Source organism: Halomonas meridiana, from assembly GCF_009846525.1.
Taxonomy (GTDB): domain Bacteria; phylum Pseudomonadota; class Gammaproteobacteria; order Pseudomonadales; family Halomonadaceae; genus Vreelandella.
In genome coordinates, this window is record NZ_CP024621.1 from 1,444,181 (window position 1) to 1,462,857 (window position 18,677).

The following is an 18,677-nucleotide window of genomic DNA, read 5'->3' on the forward strand; positions in this document are numbered from 1 at the left end:
CCAATTTGAACGCAGCCAACACGTGAGGTGCTGACCGTGAGCGATATGACCTTCGATAAAATGATTAACCAAATGACACCTGCGATTTATGAAAGCCTGAAGCAGGCGGTCTCGCTACGTAAATGGCCCGATGGCCGCCGGTTGACGCCTGAGCAAACCGAGCTGTGCTTGGAAGCGGTCATGCGCTATGAAGCCGAAAATAACGTACCGGAAGAAAACCGCGTAGGATACCTAGAACGTCGCACCTGTGGGGCAGGTGCAACGGGCGCCGGTGTGAGTCCCGAAATGGCGGGCCTGGGCCGGGATGCCACGCGTGACTGATTTGTTAATCCCAGAGGTCTCTCCCGTTAAAGGGTGTTTGCAAAAAATGGCGGCGGCGCTGCCTCGCCGCCAAGACGAACAGGTGGTTTACCACCTGCGCGCAGGTGAGCATCGGGTGGCATTGAATGAGCGTATTGGTTCCCCCATGCGCCTTTCATGGAGCGGGGCTATTGCCTGTACCCACTGCGGTCGGGCAACCAAAAAAAGTTTTGCACAAGGCTACTGCTACCCGTGTTTCAAACGGTTGGCACAGTGCGACACCTGCATCATGAAGCCGGAGACCTGCCATTACTACCAAGGTACCTGCCGCGAGCCGGAGTGGGGTGAGACGCACTGCTTTCAGCCCCACATCGTCTATCTGGCTAACTCTTCCGGCTTGAAGGTGGGCATTACCCGCAAAACCCAAATGCCCACCCGCTGGTTGGATCAAGGCGCTATTCAGGCACTGCCGATTCTCGAAGTGAATACCCGCCAGCAGTCCGGGTTCGTCGAGATGCTCTTTAAAGAGCAGGTGGCCGACCGCACTAACTGGCGTGCCATGTTAAAAGGTGAGGTAGAACCACTCGATCTGCGCGCTGAGCGTGACCGATTGTTGAACACACTGGCAGACGGCTTAAGCCAGCTACGCAGTGTTCACGGCGAGGACGCCATCCGCACGCTGGACGAAGCGCCTCTGCAGTTCGACTATCCCGTTGCTGCCTTTCCTCGCAAGGTGGTCTCTCATAATTTCGATAAGCAGCCGCTGGTTGAAGGCATTCTTCAGGGTGTGAAAGGGCAATACCTCATGTTCGATACGGGGGTGATTAATCTACGTAAATTCACGGGTTACGAAATTTCGGTAGCGTGAAAAATAGGCATTTTGCCTAGCCAGAGTGGCATCGGTTGACTAGGGTTATTAGGGTCATCACAGACACTGCCTAGTTACGCAAGGAAGCCTCGATGCCATGGCTAAAACTGCTGCACATCGCCGCGCTGGTCATTTGGTGCGGCGCACTTCTTTATCTTCCAGCACTGTTACTGCAATCGCTGCAGCTACGTAAAGACGCGGGATTTGCCCAAGGCACACCTCCAATGCCGCGTTTTTTTTACAACTCTATCGCCACGCCGGCCGCTCTCGCTGCGATTGCTTCGGGCACGTTGCTGTTTCTTCTGCATGGCCTGTTGGGCGGTTGGTTGATCCTCAAATTAGGCGCCGTGGTGCTGATGGTGGCAGCCCACGGCTGCTTTGGCTGGCTCATATTGCGTCTGGAGATGGGAATTTTTAAAGGGGTGAAGGCAGCCAGCCTGTGTGCGTTGCTGCTGGCGCTGGTCGGCATTGTTGGCGTGCTTGGGTTTGTGCTTTCCAAGCCGCTGGAGTGGAGCTAGCGCCATGGCCAACATTCTGTCATGGGGGGCCATTGTGCCGTCCGGGTCACTGCTCCACTTCAACGCCCACCGCGTGCTCGTACACCAGCTGGCCACCGAGCCACCCGGCCAGCGCAATCAAACCGGCCGTTACCAGCGAGATGGCCAACCCCCACGGCAGCACCGCATCGGGCTCAGTGAAACGCAGCAGCCAGTTCAGCGACGCCAGAGAGAGCATGACGACAGCGACTATCGCGTGACTCCAGCCCGTGATCAAACGGCGGATGCGGGCCACCGATACCAGGTCGATAATCCCGGCCACCGACGCAATCCAGCCGCCAAACGCGCCAACCCCCGCCAGCCAGAGCCCGCCGCGCAGCCAGAACATATCCTGGGTATACCAGTAGGCCAAGTCGCAGGCGACCAACGCCATCAGGGCCGCCACCGGGAAGTGAATCATCACTGGGTGAAGCGGGTGCCCTGCCAGCGATGCGCGGCTTTTGATCGAGCGTTGGGGAGTCTGTGTCATGGTCACTTCCTGTGGTTAGACAAATCAAAACAGTTAGATAGATCAACTGTATGTCAGGGAAAACGCTAATGAGGGAACGCCATAGCGCCACATGCATCCTGTCGTATCGAACAGCGCGCCGAGCCCGTCGACTGGCCTATTGGCTAGGGGGTGGCTTGCTGTTAGGTGTCGCGGGTTGCAGCGGCGACAGCTCTATCTTAGACCCTGCTGGGCCCGCCGCAAGAGACGTGCGGTTAATTTGGTGGGTGATGCTGGGGTTTGCCACCATCGTGCTGATCGGTGTCACCGTGGTTTGGCTCTACGCCTTCAAGCCGCGCAACGTGGAGCGCACGCCTACCCAAGAACGACGTATTGCCCGGCGTTGGATCATTGGCGGTGGCCTCATTTTGCCCATTGCAAGTATTACGGCGCTGCTAATGTTTGGGGTGCCCGCCGGGCAGCGCATGCTACCGCTCCCGCTAGGCGAGCCGCCTGAAGTGATTGAAGTGATCGGCCACCAATGGTGGTGGGAGGTGCGCTACCCAGGCGCCGAAGGCGGCGAAGTCGTCACCGCTAACCAGCTCGTCATGCCCGCCGGGGAGCCGGTGGATTTTCACGTGAGCGGCGCGGATGTCATTCACGCGTTTTGGGTGCCGCGCCTGGGCGGCAAAATCGACATGCTGCCAGGAAGGGTGAATAAAATCCGTTTGGAAGCCGATGAGCCCGCCGTGTTTGGCGCCCAGTGTGCCGAGCTGTGCGGGGTGGGCCATGCCCATATGCATTTGTATGTCGAAGCCGTGCCCCGTGAAGCATTCGATACATGGCTGGCAGCTCGCCAAGACGCAGAACTAAGCGAATTAGCGACGCAAGATACCACTCATGAGGGTGCAAGAGAGGCCTTTGCAACCCACTGCGCGAGCTGCCATCAAGTGGCTGGCGTCAGCCAGGGCGGTGTAGGGCCTAACCTCTCGGATGTCGGTAGCCGCACGATGCTGGGTGCCGGTGTGATGGCCATGGAAGAGGGCGCGGTGAGCCAGTGGTTGCAGCAGCACCAAACGCTGAAGCCGGGCAATAAAATGCCCGCCCACGACGATATTGATACGGACACCTTGGATGCCCTGGGTGCTTGGCTGGAGACCTTGACCCCATGAAGAGCGTGAATCAAGAGGCGGTAGAGCAGGACCCGCAGCAACTACACGAAGACCTACATGACATTTGGGGTAACCCGAAAGGGCTAAAGGCCCTCACCATTGTGAACCATACGACGCTAGGCCTGCGTTTTATGATCACCGGGATGGTGTTTTTCCTGATTGGCGGCATTCTCGCCATGCTGGTGCGTACCCAGCTAGCGATGCCCGACCAGGACTTTATGTCGCCGGAGATCTATAACCAGGTCACCACCATGCACGGCACGGTGATGATGTTTCTGTTCGCCATTCCCATGCTGGAGGGGCTGGCGATTTACCTGATCCCTAAAATGATTGGTGCCCGTGACTTGGTGTGTCCACGGCTAACGTCGTTGGGTTATTTCTGCTACCTGTTTGGCGGGATTATTCTCACCTCCAGCCTAATTATTGAGATGGCGCCTTCAAGCGGTTGGTTTATGTACACGCCGCTGAGCAGTAAAGAGTTTGCCCCAGATTTGGGCTCCGATTTTTGGCTGCTGGGCATCACCTTTGTGGAGATATCAGCGCTCTCGGCGGGGGTGGAGCTGGTGGTGTCTATCTTACGCACCCGCACCCAGGGCATGGCGCTGCATAAGATGCCGCTGTTTGCGTGGTATATCCTCGCCATGGCGCTAATGATCGTGGTGGGCTTTCCACCGCTGATCCTCGGCAGCGTGCTGCTGGAGCTTGAACGGGCGGTAGGCATGCCGTTTTTCCAAATTGCGGGCGGCGGCGACCCGGTGCTCTGGCAGCACCTGTTCTGGCTGTTTGGCCATCCGGAGGTGTACATCATCTTCCTACCTGCCGCTGGTATTGTCTCCACCTTGATTCCGGTGTTTGCCGGGCGGCCCATTGTGGGGTACGGCTGGGTAGTGGCAGCGATTACCATCATGGGCTTTATCAGTTTTGGGCTGTGGGTTCACCACATGTTCACCATTGGCATTCCGCAGCTGGCTCAGGCGTTTTTCTCGGCGGCCAGTATGCTGGTGGCCGTGCCCACGGCGATTCAGGTGTTTGTCTGGATAGCCACGCTCTGGCTTGGCAAGCCTAAAATGAAGCTGCCCATGCTGTGGGTGATGGGCTTTTTAATTATCTTTGTGTGCGGCGGGTTAACCGGCGTCATGCTGGCGCTGGTGCCGTTTAACTGGCAGGTGCACGACACCCACTTTGTGGTGGCGCACATGCACTACGTGCTGGTGGGGGGCATGTTCTTCCCGCTAATCGCCGGGCTTTACTACTGGCTGCCGCTCTTTTCTGGGCGAATGCCCTCCGAAAACCTGGGGCGCTGGGGCTTCTGGCTTACCTTCCTGGGCTTTAACGGCACCTTCTTGATCATGCACTGGACCGGGCTGCTCGGTATGCCCCGGCGGATTTACACCTATGAAGCGGGGTCGGGCTGGGAGATTTTTAACCTGCTCTCATCCATCAGTAGCTTTGTGCTCTCGGCAGGGATTGCCATGGTGCTGTTGGATATCGCGCTGCACTTCCGGTTTGGCAAGCCCGCCAAGCATAACCCTTGGAATGCCGATACGCTGGAGTGGGCCAACACCATGCCGCCCAGCGCCTATAATTTCGTGAGCCTACCCAGTGTGGAAACCCGGCATCCGCTGTGGGATGACCCGAACCTGCCGCATATCATGGCCGAGGGTAAGCACTCGCTGGCGGTGGCCTCCCACGGCAGGCGGGAGATGTGGGGCACCGATCCAATTTCGGGCAAGGTGCGCGAGATTATCCACCTGCCCGGTAACTCCTGGTGGCCGCTGTTTGCCGCTGCCGCGCTTGCGGTGGTGTGCCTGAGCCTGCTAACCAAGGTGTACGCGTTGGCAGGCGTGTTCGTGATAATTGCCGGTATCTTCCTGCTGCGCTGGTCCTGGGAGAACGGGGCGCATCCTAAAGCGGCACCGGATGCGGGCGTAAAACCGGGCGATCCACCGCTCCATTCGCGCACGATGGACGGCCCGGGCCTCTGGGCGATGGGTGTTTTTCTGATCGCCAACGGATCGTTTTATCTCTCTTATCTGTTTGGCTGGTTCTATCTCTGGACCGTTTCACCGGAATGGCGGATGCCGGAGACGCCGCCGCTATCGCTCATATTAATGGGTGCAGCTGGCGTAGCGGTTTTAGCCGGTTGTAGTGTGATGGAAAAGCTGGTGCGTGGGCTGCGCCAGCAGCGTGACGCCGGGCTAGGCGCAGGCTTCTATTTAGCCGCTGCGTTAGGTGCGCTCCAGGTGGGGCTAACGGGCTGGGCGCTGGGGCAAGCCGAGCTTGCCCCTACGCAAACCTCCCACGATGCGGTGATGCTGGTAGGCCTTGTCTACGCCCTGTTCCACGGCGGTTTAGCGGTCATCTTGACCGTGCTTCAAGGCCTGCGTGTGGGCTATGGCTATGTGGGCGCTCATGCTCCCTTCGAGCCGGGCGTAGTAGCCCTGCTTTGGCGCTATAACGTGGTCACCTTTGGGCTGCTCATAGGGGCGCTGGCGGTGCTGCCCCGCGTGTTAGGAGGGTAGGGCGATGGAACGATTGAACTTTACCCACCCTATCCATTTGATAGTGGGGCTAACGCTTTGGAGCGTTTGGTTTGTGGCCGTGTATAGCGGCCTATCGGTGGCCTGTGCGGTAAATCCACCGCCGCCGGAGGCCAGATCACTCACGCTGCTCAACGCAGGCTTGGGCGGTTTTACTCTTCTCTGTGCTGCTGGGCTTGTGCTGTTGGCGTGGGGGTGCTGCCGCACAGCCAAGCAGCACCAGGGGCGTCAGCGCTTTCATGCCGTGGTATCCGGTTGGCTCTACTTGTTTTCTGCTTTCGGCGTGGCGTTTGCGGGGCTACCCATCATTGGCGTGCCGCCTTGTCTGTAACCGTAAACAGTGACTCGCCTGCTTATGACGACGCACCGCTCTATACGCTTCATGGCATGTGGTGTACCAGCTGTGCGCTGGCGGTAGAGGGCGCGCTAGCCCGCGTGCCGGGAGTCGCTGAGGCCAGCGTTCATTACCCTACTGCAACGGTATGGGTGAAAGGCACTCCCGCAGCAACTCAGTTGGCGGCGTTAGCCCCCGTGGTGAAACGGCTGGGCTATCAGCTGAGCGAGCTAGAACCAGTACAAGATGCCCAGCAGCGCTTAGCCCAAGAGAGCCGCTACCTCACGCTGCGCCTGATTGTAGGTGCGGTGTTGGGCATGTGGACCATGTTGGCATCGCTGCTGATCTACGTGGGCGCGCTGCCCAATGCCACCATAGAGCTGGTCGTTGCGTGGGTGGCCGGTGCCTTTTCACTGCCCGTCGTGCTCTATTCCGGCCTTCCGTTTTACCGAGCGGGGTGGCGCACGCTATTGGCCCGACGCCCCGGCATGGATGTATTGGTAAGCCTGGGGGTGATAGGCGCCATAGCGGTATCGGTAGGGCTGCTGCTGCGCGGCTCTTCTGAGGTCTATTTCGATACTGCGGTGATGCTGATTGTGCTGCTTCTGGTGGGCCGGCTGGTCGAAACCCTGTGCAGGCAGCGGGGGCTTAAAGCCTTTGATGCACTAAGGCTGCCGGAAGCTGATGTGGTGGTTTGCCAAGGCGGGCAGCGCGACACGCAGCCCGTTGGGGAAGTCTCCATGAGAGCCGTGATTGAAGTGCCCCCTGGTGAGCAGGTGCCCTTGGATGGACTGCTGGAAACGCCCGGCTGGCTGGATACCGCCACGCTCACTGGGGAAAGCGTGCCCTGTTATCTGCATGCTGGGCAGCGCGTCTATGCGGGCTGCCGCTATGCGGCGGGGCTAAACGCAGCGCCTTTGAAGGTGACTGTGACGGCCACCGTCGGCCAGCGGCGGGTGGATAAACTGTGCGAGCAAATGCGCCGCGCCCAGGCAAAAAAGGGCGAATTGCACAAGCTGGCCGACCGCTTTGCCTCATGGCTAAGCCCCGTAGCGCTGCTGCTGGCTGTGCTGACACTCCCACTCGGGCTGCTATTGGGCCTTGGTCTAGAAGACGCTGCTGTGCGTGCGCTTTCTGTTTTAGTGGTGGCTTGCCCCTGCGCGGTGGGGCTGGCGGTTCCGCTGGCAAGCCTTGCCGGTAGCAGCCAAGCGTTACAGCAGGGCATTGCGCTTCGCGACCCTGCTGCTTTTGAAACCCTGGCGAACGTACGCGGCATTGCCTTCGATAAAACCGGTACGCTCACCCGGGGTCAGCATCAGGTAGTGCACGCCGCACTGCGCCAGGGCGAAGATCTCACGATTTTTCAGACGATGCTGCACAGCGCCGTCAGCCAAAGCGAACACCCGCTAGCCAGCGGTTTGCTGGACTGGGCGAACAAGGCTGAAACAGCAACGCCGCCCAAGGCACTTCATAAAGTACTTCATCTTGAGGAGCATCCCGGCAAAGGCCAGCAAACAACGTTTCAAAACGGAGAGCGATGGTGGTCAGGTAGCGCCGCATGGATAGAGCAGCAGCTGGGCACATCGTTGCCAGATAACGCCCAACACCCTGACTACGCCTTTGCTTCACAGGTGGTAGTAGCCAACAGCCGCGGTTGGCTTGCCACGCTCTACTGTGCCGACCAGCCGGTAAGCGATGCGACAGCGAGCCTTGCCGAACTACAGCGCTCAGGGTACATCGTGGCGCTGATCAGCGGCGACCGCCAGGGGCCGGTGGGCTGGCTTGGCCTGCAGGTGGGGCTAGCAAAAAACGCGTGCTACGCCCAGCGTTCGCCGGAAGCCAAAGCTGCGCTGCTCAAAGCGCTGCCATCGCCCACGCTCTATGTGGGCGACGGGGTGAACGATACCTTGAGCCTTGCCGAAGCCGGGGTAGGCGTCGCCCCCATGCAAGCCAGCGAAGCCGCCCGCAACGGAGCGGCCGCACAGCTGCTTTGGCCTGGGGTGAGCGGTATCGTAAGGCTATTGGCACTGGCTAAGCGCACCCGCCGAGTCATGGTACAAAACCTAGTGTTTTCGGCGCTTTATAACACGCTGGCGCTTGGGCTGGTGATAATGATGGCGGTACCGCCCTTGGCCGCCGTACTGGCGATGGCAGCAAGCTCGCTCAGCGTGACGTTAAATACAGCGCGCCTTGCGTGGGCAGAGCCTGACGAGGCTAGCGATAGCCCAGTACCTGCCCTAAGCGCTCAGCGTTCGATGCCACCCACTGAGGGTCAATCGCGCCCCACTGCTTAATGGTGTAGTGGCCAATGTTGTGGCGCTCGCCGTCGCCTTTTTCAAATACGCACTCAATATCCAATTCCCCCAGGGACGTAATGGTGTCTTGGGCGGTGCGCCTCGGCATGCCGGTGGCTTCCATCAGCGCGGGTACGCTGGCCACGCCTTGCTCAATCAAGTGGGCCACGTAAAGGCGGCGGTAAAAGCTGGATTTTGTTTTGCTGAGCGACATGGAGAGGGCGTCTTCTTAGTGATGGGTATTCCTGCAGTCTAATCAAATAAATCCCCCTGTGCCCGGGGCGGGCGAAAATCACGGGTATTCAGCCCCTGCTCGGTGCGTGGCTGCATGTTCCATTGGCGGCTAGCACGCTGAAACCGCTGGGCGATTAAGTCAGCGAATACTCCCTCACCGCGAAAGCGCTTACCAAAGGCCGCATCGTAGGTTTTACCGCCCCGGCACTGGCGCATCAAACTCATTACCTTAGCGGCGCGCTTGGGGTAGTGGGCTTCTAGCCACGCTTCAAACAGCGGCGCGACCTCGTGGGGTAGCCTCAGCAGCATCCAGGTGGCGGTGCGCGCCCCGGCACGGCTGGCGGCTTCCAGAATGCGCTCAATTTCGTGGTCGGTCAGGCCGGGAATAATCGGCGATACCAGCGTGCCCACCGGTATTCCCGCCGTGTTTAGCTCACGAATCACTTTCAGGCGTGCCTGCGGCGATGCCGCACGGGGTTCCAGCGTGCGTTTTAGGTTAGCGTCTAGGCTGGTCAAGCTCACGAACACCCGCACCAAGCGATGCTCCGCCATTTCTGCTAGTAGATCGATATCCCGCAAAATCAGCGTGCTTTTCGTCACTAGCGTCACCGGGTGGCGGCAAGCCAACAGCAATTCCAGCAAGCGGCGGGTGGTTTGGTAGGTGGCCTCTAGCGGCTGGTAACAGTCGGTATTGCCGGAGAGGTTAATGGGGCGGCAAACATAGTGGGGGTGGCAAAGCTCCTCTTTTAAATGCTCCACCAGCCCGTGGCGGGCGATCAATTTGGTTTCAAAATCCAGCCCCGGTGATAAATCCCAATAGGCGTGAGAGGGACGCGCATAGCAGTAGACACAGCCATGCTCACAACCGCGATACGGGTTAAGCGAACGATCAAAAGGTAAGTCCGGCGAGTTGTTCCAAGAGAGCGCGCTTTTACTGGCTTCCTCGCGCACTTCTGTTGCCAGTGAGGTAGGGGCTTCTTCCTGCCACCAGCCATCATCCTCCGCCACGCTGCGGGTAGGGGCAAAACGATTATGCGGGTCGTAGGTTGCACCGCGCCCTTTATGCACGGTAGCGCGAGAGGGATCCAGTGATGTCATCTGCCACCTCATACGTAGTATCAATATATATGTGTATAAATACAGTATATGGGGTTTGCGCAGCACCGCAACCAAGCGGGCAGTACAGCCACGACAGCGCTAATGGTATTTTGGGAAAAGAGGGACGACTTACTTGGATGATTGCAGGAGGGAAAGCATGTACGCGACGAAGAATCAGCGTGTGGCGCTGATCATTATCGACATGCAGCAGGGCATGGCGACTGAAAAAGCGGGAGAGCGCAATAACCCGCAAGCCGAAGCCAACATTCAGCGACTGCTAGCCACTTGGCAGCAAAGCCAGCAGTCAGTGGTTCATGTGCGTCATCTCTCTCGCTCACCCGAATCGCCTTTTTGGCCCGGGCAGAGCGGCGTGCTATTCCAGCCTGCGTTTGAGCCACTCGCTACCGAACATATCGTCGATAAAAACGTGCCCGATGCGTTCACGCACTCTGGGTTAGAGCGCTGGCTACGCGTACGCGGCATCTATAAGCTGGTCATTGTAGGCGTCAGTACCAGTAATTCGGTCGAAGCCACGGTACGTTCAGCGGGGAATTTAGGCTTCGATACTTATGTGGTGAGCGATGCCACCTTCACATTCGCAAAGCAAGATTACGCTGGTATCTATCGCACTGGCGAAGAGGTGCATGCGATGTCGCTTGCGAATTTAGACGGGGAGTATGCGGAGGTTGTGAGTACGGAAGAGGCATTGGCCTTACTGTAAATCGGTTTACCACTCTCCGCTCTTGATCTGCGACGTTGCCTCAACCGGTGGATTGTAGATATAGCACCAGGCATCGCCATACTGTGTTGCCAACACCCTTCGGTCGTACATCCCCTTGTCGGGAGAGTTATGCAGGTAATCTTCTAGCTCATCCAATCGTGCTAGCTGTTCGGCGTAAATGGCATACACTTCCACCGTAACGCCTGTAGATGGCGTGAGCTTAGCGCCTGGGTAGGGGCCAAGGTCGTAAAGTGTGATTCCCGTTAAACGGTCTTGGCCCAGCATGTCAGCGCCGTTTAGCCAGTGATGATTGCGATGGCCGTACTTTAACGTGCCGTATACCGCTACTCGTGGGCAGTGCTGGATGGCTTGGTGAAGATGCTGCATGGGTTCACCTTTTCACAATGTTCAATAAGCCACGGCTACGCGCCGATTGTCGACGGTTGAGAGCCACTCATTAGGCATTGACCCAAAAGCGCCCTGGCAGTCTGCCAAGGCGCTGTGCTTACTTACTTTTTATCCTAACGCTTCTTCCGCACCGGTTTTTTATCGCTGCTTGCTGGCTCGGCGCTATCGGCTTTGCGTGCGCTGGTGGGAAAGTGCGCTCGTACTAACTCCAAAAGCCCCTGCGTAGAAGCGTCGAAGTCGGCGGCGTTGGCATCGATGCGCTCGCTGATTTCACCGGCGATGCGCTTGCCTAGCTGTACGCCCCACTGGTCGAACGAGTTGATGTTCCAAATCACGCCCTGCACGAACACCTTGTGCTCGTAGAGCGCAATCAGCGCGCCCAGGTTTTTCGGCGTTAGCTCGTCGAGCAGCAGGGTGCTGGAGGGGCGGTTGCCGGGGCAGCTGTAGGGGTCGAGCTGGCTAAGCTCTTTGCTGTCGCCTTGGCTGCCTTCCATAAAGGCGTTGGCTTGGGCCAGCATGTTGGTCAGTAGCGCGAAGTGGTGGTCTTCCACGCCCGGTTCCGGCTTGAGCGAGGCGATAAAATCGATGGGCACATAGCGCGTGCCCTGGTGCAGCAGCTGGAAGAAGGCGTGCTGGCCGTTGGAGCCGGTTTGGCCCCACACAATCGGGCCGGTTTTGTAGTTCACCGGGTGGCCGAAAATATCCACCGACTTGCCGTTAGACTCCATATCCAGCTGCTGCAGGAAAGAGGGTAACTGGTTGAGCGCTTGGTCGTAGGGCACGATGGCCTGGGTTTCCGCGCCGATAAAGTTGATGTACCAGATGCCGATCAGCGCCATCAGTACCGGCATGTTCTGAGCGAAAGGCGCTTCGATAAAGTGCCGGTCCATCTCATGGGCGCCTTCCAGCAGCTCGATAAAGCCTTCAAAGCCAATCGAGAGCGCAATCGGTAAGCCGATGGAAGACCACATGGAGTAGCGGCCGCCCACCCAGGCCCAAAACTCAAACACGTTCTCTTCGCGAATACCGAACTCCATCGCCGCTTTGCGGTTGGTGGAAGCGGCAATGAAGTGCGCGCCCACGTCCGCGTCTTCGCCAGCGTTCTCCAGGAACCAGCGCCGCGCCGTCTTGGCGTTGAGCAGGGTTTCCTGGGTGGAGAAGGTTTTGGTAGAGACGATAAACAGCGTGGTGGCGGGGTCTAGCCGCGACAGCACTTTCTGTATATGGGTGCCGTCCACGTTGGAAACGAAGTGGAAGTGCAGCTCTGGGTGGCGATACTTCAACAGCGCACGCACTGCCATGTTGGGGCCAAGGTCCGAGCCGCCGATGCCGATATTGACCACATCTTTAATACGCTGGCCGTTATAGCCTTTCCACTCGCCGCTACGCACCGCTTCCGAGAACAGCTTGATCTGCTCGCGGGTGCGGGTGATTTCTGGCATCACGTCTTCGCCGTCCACATACACCGGTTCATCACCAAGATGGCGTAGGGCGGTGTGGAGTACCGGGCGGTTCTCGGTCACGTTGATAATGTCGCCAGAAAACATTTGGGCGCGGCGCTGTACCAGGGCGGAATGGTCGGCTAGCTCGATTAGTTTAGCCAGCACTTCATCCGATACCTGATGCTTGGAGTAATCTAGAAAAAGGCCGCCGACGCGGAGGCTCATTTTTTCAAAGCGCTGCGGATCATTCGTAAAGTAGTCACGAATGCGGTCATTGGCGGTTTTATCGCGCAGGCGCTCTAGGGCCTGCCAAGTAACGCTGCGAGTGAGTTGAAACATAACGGGCGGTCCTGTTGTTTTTACATCTGTTTTACATCGTTATCGCTAACGGGGCGTGTCCGACCCTTGGCGTCGCTGTTATTTATGTAAAAATACTACATGTTGCGCGCTTGAGAACAACAGTTAGCGATCAATGGTAAGAAAAATGGTTAATAAAACAGCGGGGTGGTGGTCGTCTTGAATGTCTGACTGAAAAACAAAAGGGCGAGATTGCCTCGCCCTTAGTGTGCCGCTTTTAGCTGGCAACGGCTACTTGGGCAGCGCCACGTTTGATAAACGCGTAGCCCAGGCCGGTGATCAATGAGCCCACCACAATCGCGCCCAGGTAAAGCAGAGCGGGAGTAATGGCGTTAGGAATCAGCAGCACGAAGATACCGCCATGGGGGGCCATCAGTTTGGCACCCACCAGCATGGAGAGCGCACCCGTGACCGCACCACCGGCGATACAGGCGGGAATCACGCGCAGCGGGTCTTTCGCCGCAAAGGGAATCGCGCCTTCACTGATAAAGCACAGGCCCAGCACGAACGAGGCTTTACCCGCTTCTCGCTCGGGGGCAGAGAACTTGTTACGCGCCACGAAGCTGGCAATACCCATACCAATCGCGGGCACCATGCCGGCGGCCATGATCGCGGCCATTGGACCGTAGGTTTCAGAGGCCAACAGGCCGACGCCAAAGGTGTAGGCCGCTTTGTTGACCGGGCCACCCAGGTCGAAGCACATCATGGCCCCGAGCAGAATGCCCAGTAGCACGGCATTGGTCGAGCCCATGGACTCCAGGAAGCCGGTGAGCGCGTTCAGTACGGCAGCCACCGGCTCGCCAATCACGTAGATCATCGTCAGGCCGGTGACCAAGCTGGCAATCAGCGGGATGATCAGAATCGGTTTGAGCGACTCAACGCTGGAGGGCAGTTTTACGTAGCGCGTGACGGCAAGGGCCACGTAGCCCGCCAGGAAACCGGCCAAAATACCGCCGATAAACCCGGAGCCAATCTCGGCGGCCAACATACCGCCAATCATGCCGGGGGCAATACCGGGGCGGTCGGCGATGGAGTAGGCGATGTAACCCGCCAGAACGGGAATCATCAGCGCGAAGGCTGTGCCGCCACCAATCTGCATCAGTGCAGCGGCCAGGGTGCCTTCTTCCTGGAACGCTTCGATACCGAACACGAACGAGAGGGCTATTAACAAGCCACCCGCCACCACCATGGGCAGCATAAAGGAAACACCGGTCAGCAGGTGTTTATAGACGCCTTTCTCTTTGATGCTCTTCTTGGCGGTGGCGCTGCTGCTGGCGGCGCTGGAGCCGTCTTCCACAGCGGCGTCGGTGAAGGCAGCCTCCAGGGTCGGGCGCGGCTTTTTCAGCGCATTGCCGGTAGAGGTGCGATAAACCCGTTTGCCTGCAAAGCGTGAAGGATCCACTTCGATATCGCAGGCCAACACGACCACATCAGCGTCGGCGATTTCCGCTTCCGTGAGTTTGTTTTGCGCGCCCACCGAGCCTTGGGTTTCCACACGAATCTGGTGGCCCATGGCCTTACCCGCTTCGGCCAGCGCTTCGGCGGCCATAAAGGTGTGGGCAACACCGGTGGGGCAGGCGGTGACGGCAACGATTTTTTTGCCATTCCCGCTGTTGGCCGGAGCCGCAGCGGTGGCTGCCGGGGCGCTGTAAATCGGTGCTTCCCGCTTGGCCTGGCTTAAAAAGGCGCTGGGGTCGGGCAGGGCGCTGGCAATTGGAGCCTGGAATAGCCGCTTGCCTTCGAAGCGCTCCGGGGCGGGTACGTGGTCGGCGGCCACGACGATCAAATCGGCGTTAGCAATCTGCTCGGCGCTGGCGGCTTGCAGTGGCGCAATCTCACCGTGCATCTCTACATGAACGTTCCAGCCCAGCCGCGTGGCGGCTTGCTCTAGGCGCTTGGCGGCCAGAAAAGTGGTCGCCATGCCGCTGGGGCAGGCGGTAATCAGGATTAGGTTCATCGCGTGGCTCCCTCGGTGTGGGTGTCGTCAAGACGCCGTACCCGGGTCTGTTGTTGGAGTGAGTCAAAATCATCGGCGTGGGTAGTACCCACACCGACATGGCGTACCGCTTCGGCAGAAAGCGCCGTGGCGAAACGAAGCGTATCGTCGGGCGAGTGCTGGCTCAGCAGCCCGTGGAGCATGCCGGCCACAAAGGTGTCGCCCGCGCAAACGGTATTGGTGGCGGTAACGGTCGGCGGCGTGGATTGCCAAGTGCCGTGCTGGCTCACCCATAAAACGCCTTCTGCACCCGCTGAAATCAGCGCGTGCTCGATTCCACTGGCGTGCAGCCGCTCGGCGGCGGCTTGGCGCTGTTGGTCGCTATCAAGGGCGCTACCGGCCCAGTCGGCCAGCTCGGTTTCGTTGGGCTTGACTGCGGCAGGCCGCGCGGCAATCGCCGTGAGCAGCGCCGGTCCGCTGGTATCCACCCACAGCGGCACCCCGAAACCTTTCAGGAAGGCAAGCAGCTCGCCAAACGCGGGCTGGTCGATGCCGGGAGGCAGGCTGCCTGCGACCACCACGGCTTCAGGCGGCGCGCTACTTTCAAACAGGCCGTTTAGTTTGGTGCGTAAAGCCTCCAGGTGGGCGACTTCGATGGGCATGCCGGGGCCGTTGATGTCGGTTACACGGCCGCTCTGCTCAGCGAGTTTGGCGTTGATGCGCGTGTTGCCCGGGACCCGCACGAAGGCATCTTCGACGCCGTAACGAGGGAAGGCGAGGCTGAAAGGAGCGTCGTTCTCTTCGCCCAAGAAGCCGCTGACCATCACTTCGTGGCCCAGGCTTGCCAATACCCGCGCGACGTTCACCCCTTTACCTGCGGCTTCCAGCTGCGCGCCGGTGGGGCGGTTGACGTGCCCCAGCGTCAGCGCATCCAGATTGAAGGCAAGGTCCAGCGCTGGGTTGAGTGTAATACAGACAACTCGTGCCATTAGCTGGCCTCCAGGGCGTCGCGTACTTCGTCGCTGGTGGCTTTGCTCAGCGCTAACTGGGCGCTGGCCTGGGCTTGGGCAAGATCAAACTCGCGCAGGCGGGCTTTGACCAGCGGGATTTGGCGTGCGCTAACCGAGAGTTCATCGACACCTAAGCCCACCAGAACCGGCACGGCCATGGCATCAGAAGCCAGTTCGCCACACACGCCGACCCATTTGCCTTGTGCATGGGCGGCCTCAACGGTCATTTGAATCAACCGCAGTACCGCAGGGTGCAGGCCATCGGCTTGAGCGGAAAGCTCTGGGTGGCCGCGATCAATCGCGAGAGTGTACTGCGTTAGGTCGTTGGTACCCACTGAGAAGAAGTCGACTTCGGCGGCCAACGTGGGTGCTAACAAGGCGCTGGAGGGCACCTCAATCATCACGCCAAGCTGTACGTCGGTGGCGCGCTGCTGCGGGGAGATCTCTTTGAGCAGGCGGTCGTAAATCGCCTTCGCCGCGCGGAATTCGGCTACGTCTTTAACCATCGGCAGCATGATGCGTAGCGGTTTGCCCACGGCGGCCATCAGCAGCGCGCGAATCTGGGTTTCCAGCACTTCTGGTTGGGTCAGCGCTAAGCGAATACCGCGCAGGCCGAGGAAGGGGTTGTCTTCCTGGGGCACCGGCCAGTAGGGCAGCGGCTTGTCGCCGCCGACGTCCAGGGTCCGGGCGACGAGCGGGCGGCCATTGAGGGCATCGGTGGCTTCACGGTATTCGGCGATTTGCGTAGCGAGATCCGGCGCGCTGGAGTAGGCCATAAACAGGAACTCGGTGCGCAGCAGGCCGACCCCTTCCGCGCCGCGCTCTACCGCATCGGCGGCGTGGGCAGTGTTGCCGAGGTTGGCAGCCACTTCCACCTTATGACCGTCGCGGGTTTGCGCCTGCTCGAAGCGCAGCTCCCAGGCATCCGCCTCACGCTGCTGCTGGTCAAGCAGTTGCTGCTCGGCGCGGCGCAGGCGCTCCTCGGAAGGTTGCGAGGTCACGCGGCCGCGCTCGCCATCCAGAATCATCATGCCGCCGTTGTGTAGCGCCATGACCGCTTCACCGGCACCTACTACCGCAGGAATGCCAAGGGCGCGAGCCAGAATAGCGCTGTGCGCCGTGGCACCGCCGCGAACGGTCAGCAGGCCACGCACGCGGGATGTGTCTAAGCGGGCCACATCGGAGGGGCCGATATCGTCCATCACCAAAATATAGGGGTGGTCGGGTGGCTCGGGCAGGGTAACGTCGCAAAGCACGCCGAGCACGCGGCGGCCTACATCGCGCAGGTCGGCGGCGCGTTCGGCCAGCAGTCGGTCTGCCAGCATCTCTTGGGCGTGGGCGGCGGTGTCGATAGCTTCCCACCAGCCCGCTTCCGCCGAGCGGCCTTCGCGGATGGCGTCAATCGCCGCCTGGTGCAGTTCGGGGTCGTCGAGCATCTCTTCATGCATGGAGAGAATGTCGGCCACTTCGCCGCCAGGGGCGTTGTGTACCAGCGCCTGCAGTTGGGCAGCGCCCTCTTTGAGAGCGGCCTCTAGGCGTGCGATCTCTTGGGTGGGGTCGCTGGCATGCTCCGGGTAATCAAACTGCATCGGGCGAATGACGAACACCGGGGCAATCGCTAACCCTGGGGAGGCTGCCACGCCGGTGTGCGGCTTGTCGGCGGCCAGCGGCTCCACGGCAGGCTTGCTGGCGTTGGCGGCGGGCGTGGCATCGCGGCCCCCATCGAACGGCGTGACTTTTTCACCCAAGCCCTCTTCGACAGCGGCGGCAACCGCATCCAGCGCGGCGCTTGCCTGTTCGCCCTCGGCAGAAAATATCAGCCACTGACCACGGCGCGCACCCAGGCCAATCACTTTGGTCAAGCTGGCAGCAGAGACGGTAGTGGCGCTGCCTTCTTCCAGGCGCACGTTGATGGGCATGGGCTGGGCGCGGGCGATCTGTACCAGCTGTTTAGCCGGGCGAGCGTGCAGGCCGTGGGGGTTCAGAACGCGCACGCGGCGGGTTTGGGTGCTGGCGGTTTCACCGGCCAGCGCCGCCAGCAGCTGGGCGCTATTTTTGCCTACAAAGCTATCGCTTTCGCCGTTTTCCAGTACCGCCATCAGCTGCTCGAGCAGCGGTCGGTGGGCATCGCCGCTGGCGGCCAGGCAGAACAGTGCATGAACCGGATGGCCGCCGTGTTCGATGGTGCCATTGGCGGGCGTTGCCACGCCTAGTGCGGGCTGGTTCACCCCTTGGGCGTGGCTTGAAAGCCATAAGCCTTTACCCAACCACTGGGGCTGGGCGCTCGCCACGGCACTAATAAAGCCGTTATCCACGCAGCCGCTTTGACGCAGCCGCGCTGCCGCCGCCAGGGCTAGTTCCTGAGGGTCGCGGGCGGGAAAGTTAACACATAGCGTATCGGCATCCAGACGCGGCGCTAAGGACGGCTTCGAGAGCAGGCGCGCAACATCGGCGGCGGAGCTGGCGCGGGCCAACTCGGTTGCCACGCCGTCGCGGTCGAGTACGTGGGTAAGCTGGCGCAGAATATCCAGGTGCTCGTCGTTTTGTGCCGCAATGGTGACCAGCACATGTACGGTGTTGCCGTCGTGCCACTGTACCCCTTTAGGAAACTGCAGCACCCGCACGCCGGTACGTTTGACGTGATGGCGGCTTTCCGGAGTGCCGTGGGGAATCGCAATTGCGTTGCCTAGGTACGTTGAGGACTGCGCTTCGCGGGCGTGGAGGCCATCGCGGTACTCGGCCGCAACCAAGCCAGCCTCTGCCAGGGCGTTGGCGGCGCTGTCGAGCGCAGCTTGCCAGTTGTCCGCGTGGCGGTCGAGCAAGATGTCATCGGGGCCGAGTGTCAACATAGGGGTCTCCTGTAAACGCGGTCAGGCAACGGCAACGTCTGCGATTGGCGGCGAAAATGCGCGCATAAAACGTTAGTCGTAGATCGTTGTGGTTAGCTGGATGAATCGTGTCACCTGTGTATAGTTGGCT

General features: G+C 59.8%; 16 protein-coding genes. 8 read left to right on the top strand and 8 right to left on the bottom strand.

The window, feature by feature from the left end; all coding sequences use genetic code 11:
• Positions 1-36 precede the first annotated feature (36 nt).
• From CTT34_RS07045 to CTT34_RS07055, 3 genes are all read left to right on the top strand, one after another.
• The gene (locus CTT34_RS07045; protein WP_159341799.1) at positions 37-321 is read left to right on the top strand and encodes a YeaC family protein; all 285 of its coding nucleotides are present in this window, start codon (positions 37-39) and stop codon (positions 319-321) included.
• Positions 305-1,168: a DUF2797 domain-containing protein gene (locus tag CTT34_RS07050; protein ID WP_390620269.1), complete on the top strand. Its 864-nt coding sequence runs from the start codon at positions 305-307 to the stop codon at positions 1,166-1,168. The genes CTT34_RS07045 and CTT34_RS07050 overlap by 17 nt, the downstream gene beginning before the upstream one ends.
• Positions 1,169-1,260: 92 nt before the next feature.
• Complete coding sequence (locus CTT34_RS07055; RefSeq protein ID WP_159341800.1) at positions 1,261-1,686, top strand: CopD family protein; 426 nt, start codon at positions 1,261-1,263, stop codon at positions 1,684-1,686.
• A gap of 46 nt (positions 1,687-1,732) precedes the next feature.
• Here the strand turns inward: CTT34_RS07055 and CTT34_RS07060 are convergent, their stop codons facing one another.
• Positions 1,733-2,194: a DUF2231 domain-containing protein gene (locus CTT34_RS07060; RefSeq protein ID WP_159341801.1), complete on the bottom strand. Its 462-nt coding sequence runs from the start codon at positions 2,192-2,194 to the stop codon at positions 1,733-1,735.
• Positions 2,195-2,262: 68 nt separating this feature from the next.
• Here CTT34_RS07060 and coxB point away from each other — a divergent pair, with 68 nt between their 5' ends.
• From coxB to CTT34_RS07080, 4 genes are read left to right on the top strand one after another with little or no spacing between them, the layout of a single operon-like run.
• Positions 2,263-3,324 (top strand): cytochrome c oxidase subunit II, encoded by a 1,062-nt coding sequence (gene coxB, locus CTT34_RS07065; protein ID WP_159341802.1) that lies wholly within the window; start codon positions 2,263-2,265, stop codon positions 3,322-3,324.
• Positions 3,321-5,846 (top strand): cytochrome c oxidase subunit I, encoded by a 2,526-nt coding sequence (gene ctaD, locus CTT34_RS07070; protein WP_159341803.1) that lies wholly within the window; start codon positions 3,321-3,323, stop codon positions 5,844-5,846. Before coxB ends, ctaD begins: the two co-directional genes overlap by 4 nt.
• 4 nt (positions 5,847-5,850) lie before the next feature.
• On the top strand, positions 5,851-6,195 hold the full coding sequence (locus CTT34_RS07075) for a hypothetical protein (protein ID WP_054641095.1): 345 nt from the start codon (positions 5,851-5,853) through the stop codon (positions 6,193-6,195).
• Positions 6,186-8,492, top strand: a complete 2,307-nt coding sequence (locus tag CTT34_RS07080) for a heavy metal translocating P-type ATPase (protein WP_368027168.1) — start codon at positions 6,186-6,188, stop codon at positions 8,490-8,492. Before CTT34_RS07075 ends, CTT34_RS07080 begins: the two co-directional genes overlap by 10 nt.
• Here the strand turns inward: CTT34_RS07080 and CTT34_RS07085 are convergent.
• Complete coding sequence (locus CTT34_RS07085; protein WP_083026029.1) at positions 8,413-8,706, bottom strand: winged helix-turn-helix domain-containing protein; 294 nt, start codon at positions 8,704-8,706, stop codon at positions 8,413-8,415. The genes CTT34_RS07080 and CTT34_RS07085 overlap by 80 nt on opposite strands.
• A gap of 38 nt (positions 8,707-8,744) precedes the next feature.
• Positions 8,745-9,824: a PA0069 family radical SAM protein gene (locus CTT34_RS07090; protein WP_159341804.1), complete on the bottom strand. Its 1,080-nt coding sequence runs from the start codon at positions 9,822-9,824 to the stop codon at positions 8,745-8,747.
• A 157-nt stretch (positions 9,825-9,981) separates the two neighbouring features.
• On the opposite strand from CTT34_RS07090, the gene CTT34_RS07095 reads away from it, so the two are divergent.
• The gene (locus tag CTT34_RS07095) at positions 9,982-10,545 is read left to right on the top strand and encodes a cysteine hydrolase family protein (protein WP_159341805.1); all 564 of its coding nucleotides are present in this window, start codon (positions 9,982-9,984) and stop codon (positions 10,543-10,545) included.
• A gap of 6 nt (positions 10,546-10,551) precedes the next feature.
• On the opposite strand, the gene CTT34_RS07100 is transcribed toward CTT34_RS07095, so the two are convergent.
• The 5 genes from CTT34_RS07100 to ptsP all read right to left on the bottom strand — a co-directional run bounded on the left by CTT34_RS07100 (position 10,552) and on the right by ptsP (position 18,547).
• Positions 10,552-10,932, bottom strand: coding sequence for a gamma-glutamylcyclotransferase family protein (locus CTT34_RS07100; RefSeq protein ID WP_159341806.1), 381 nt, complete (start codon positions 10,930-10,932; stop codon positions 10,552-10,554).
• A 134-nt stretch (positions 10,933-11,066) separates the two neighbouring features.
• Complete coding sequence (gene pgi, locus CTT34_RS07105) at positions 11,067-12,734, bottom strand: glucose-6-phosphate isomerase (RefSeq protein ID WP_044629392.1); 1,668 nt, start codon at positions 12,732-12,734, stop codon at positions 11,067-11,069.
• A 235-nt stretch (positions 12,735-12,969) separates the two neighbouring features.
• On the bottom strand, positions 12,970-14,709 hold the full coding sequence (locus CTT34_RS07110; RefSeq protein ID WP_159341807.1) for a PTS fructose-like transporter subunit IIB: 1,740 nt from the start codon (positions 14,707-14,709) through the stop codon (positions 12,970-12,972).
• On the bottom strand, positions 14,706-15,677 hold the full coding sequence (gene pfkB, locus CTT34_RS07115; RefSeq protein WP_159341808.1) for a 1-phosphofructokinase: 972 nt from the start codon (positions 15,675-15,677) through the stop codon (positions 14,706-14,708). Before pfkB ends, CTT34_RS07110 begins: the two co-directional genes overlap by 4 nt.
• A complete protein-coding gene (gene ptsP, locus CTT34_RS07120; protein WP_159341809.1) occupies positions 15,677-18,547 on the bottom strand; it encodes a phosphoenolpyruvate--protein phosphotransferase in 2,871 nt (956 codons plus the stop codon). Before ptsP ends, pfkB begins: the two co-directional genes overlap by 1 nt.
• Positions 18,548-18,677 lie beyond the last annotated feature (130 nt).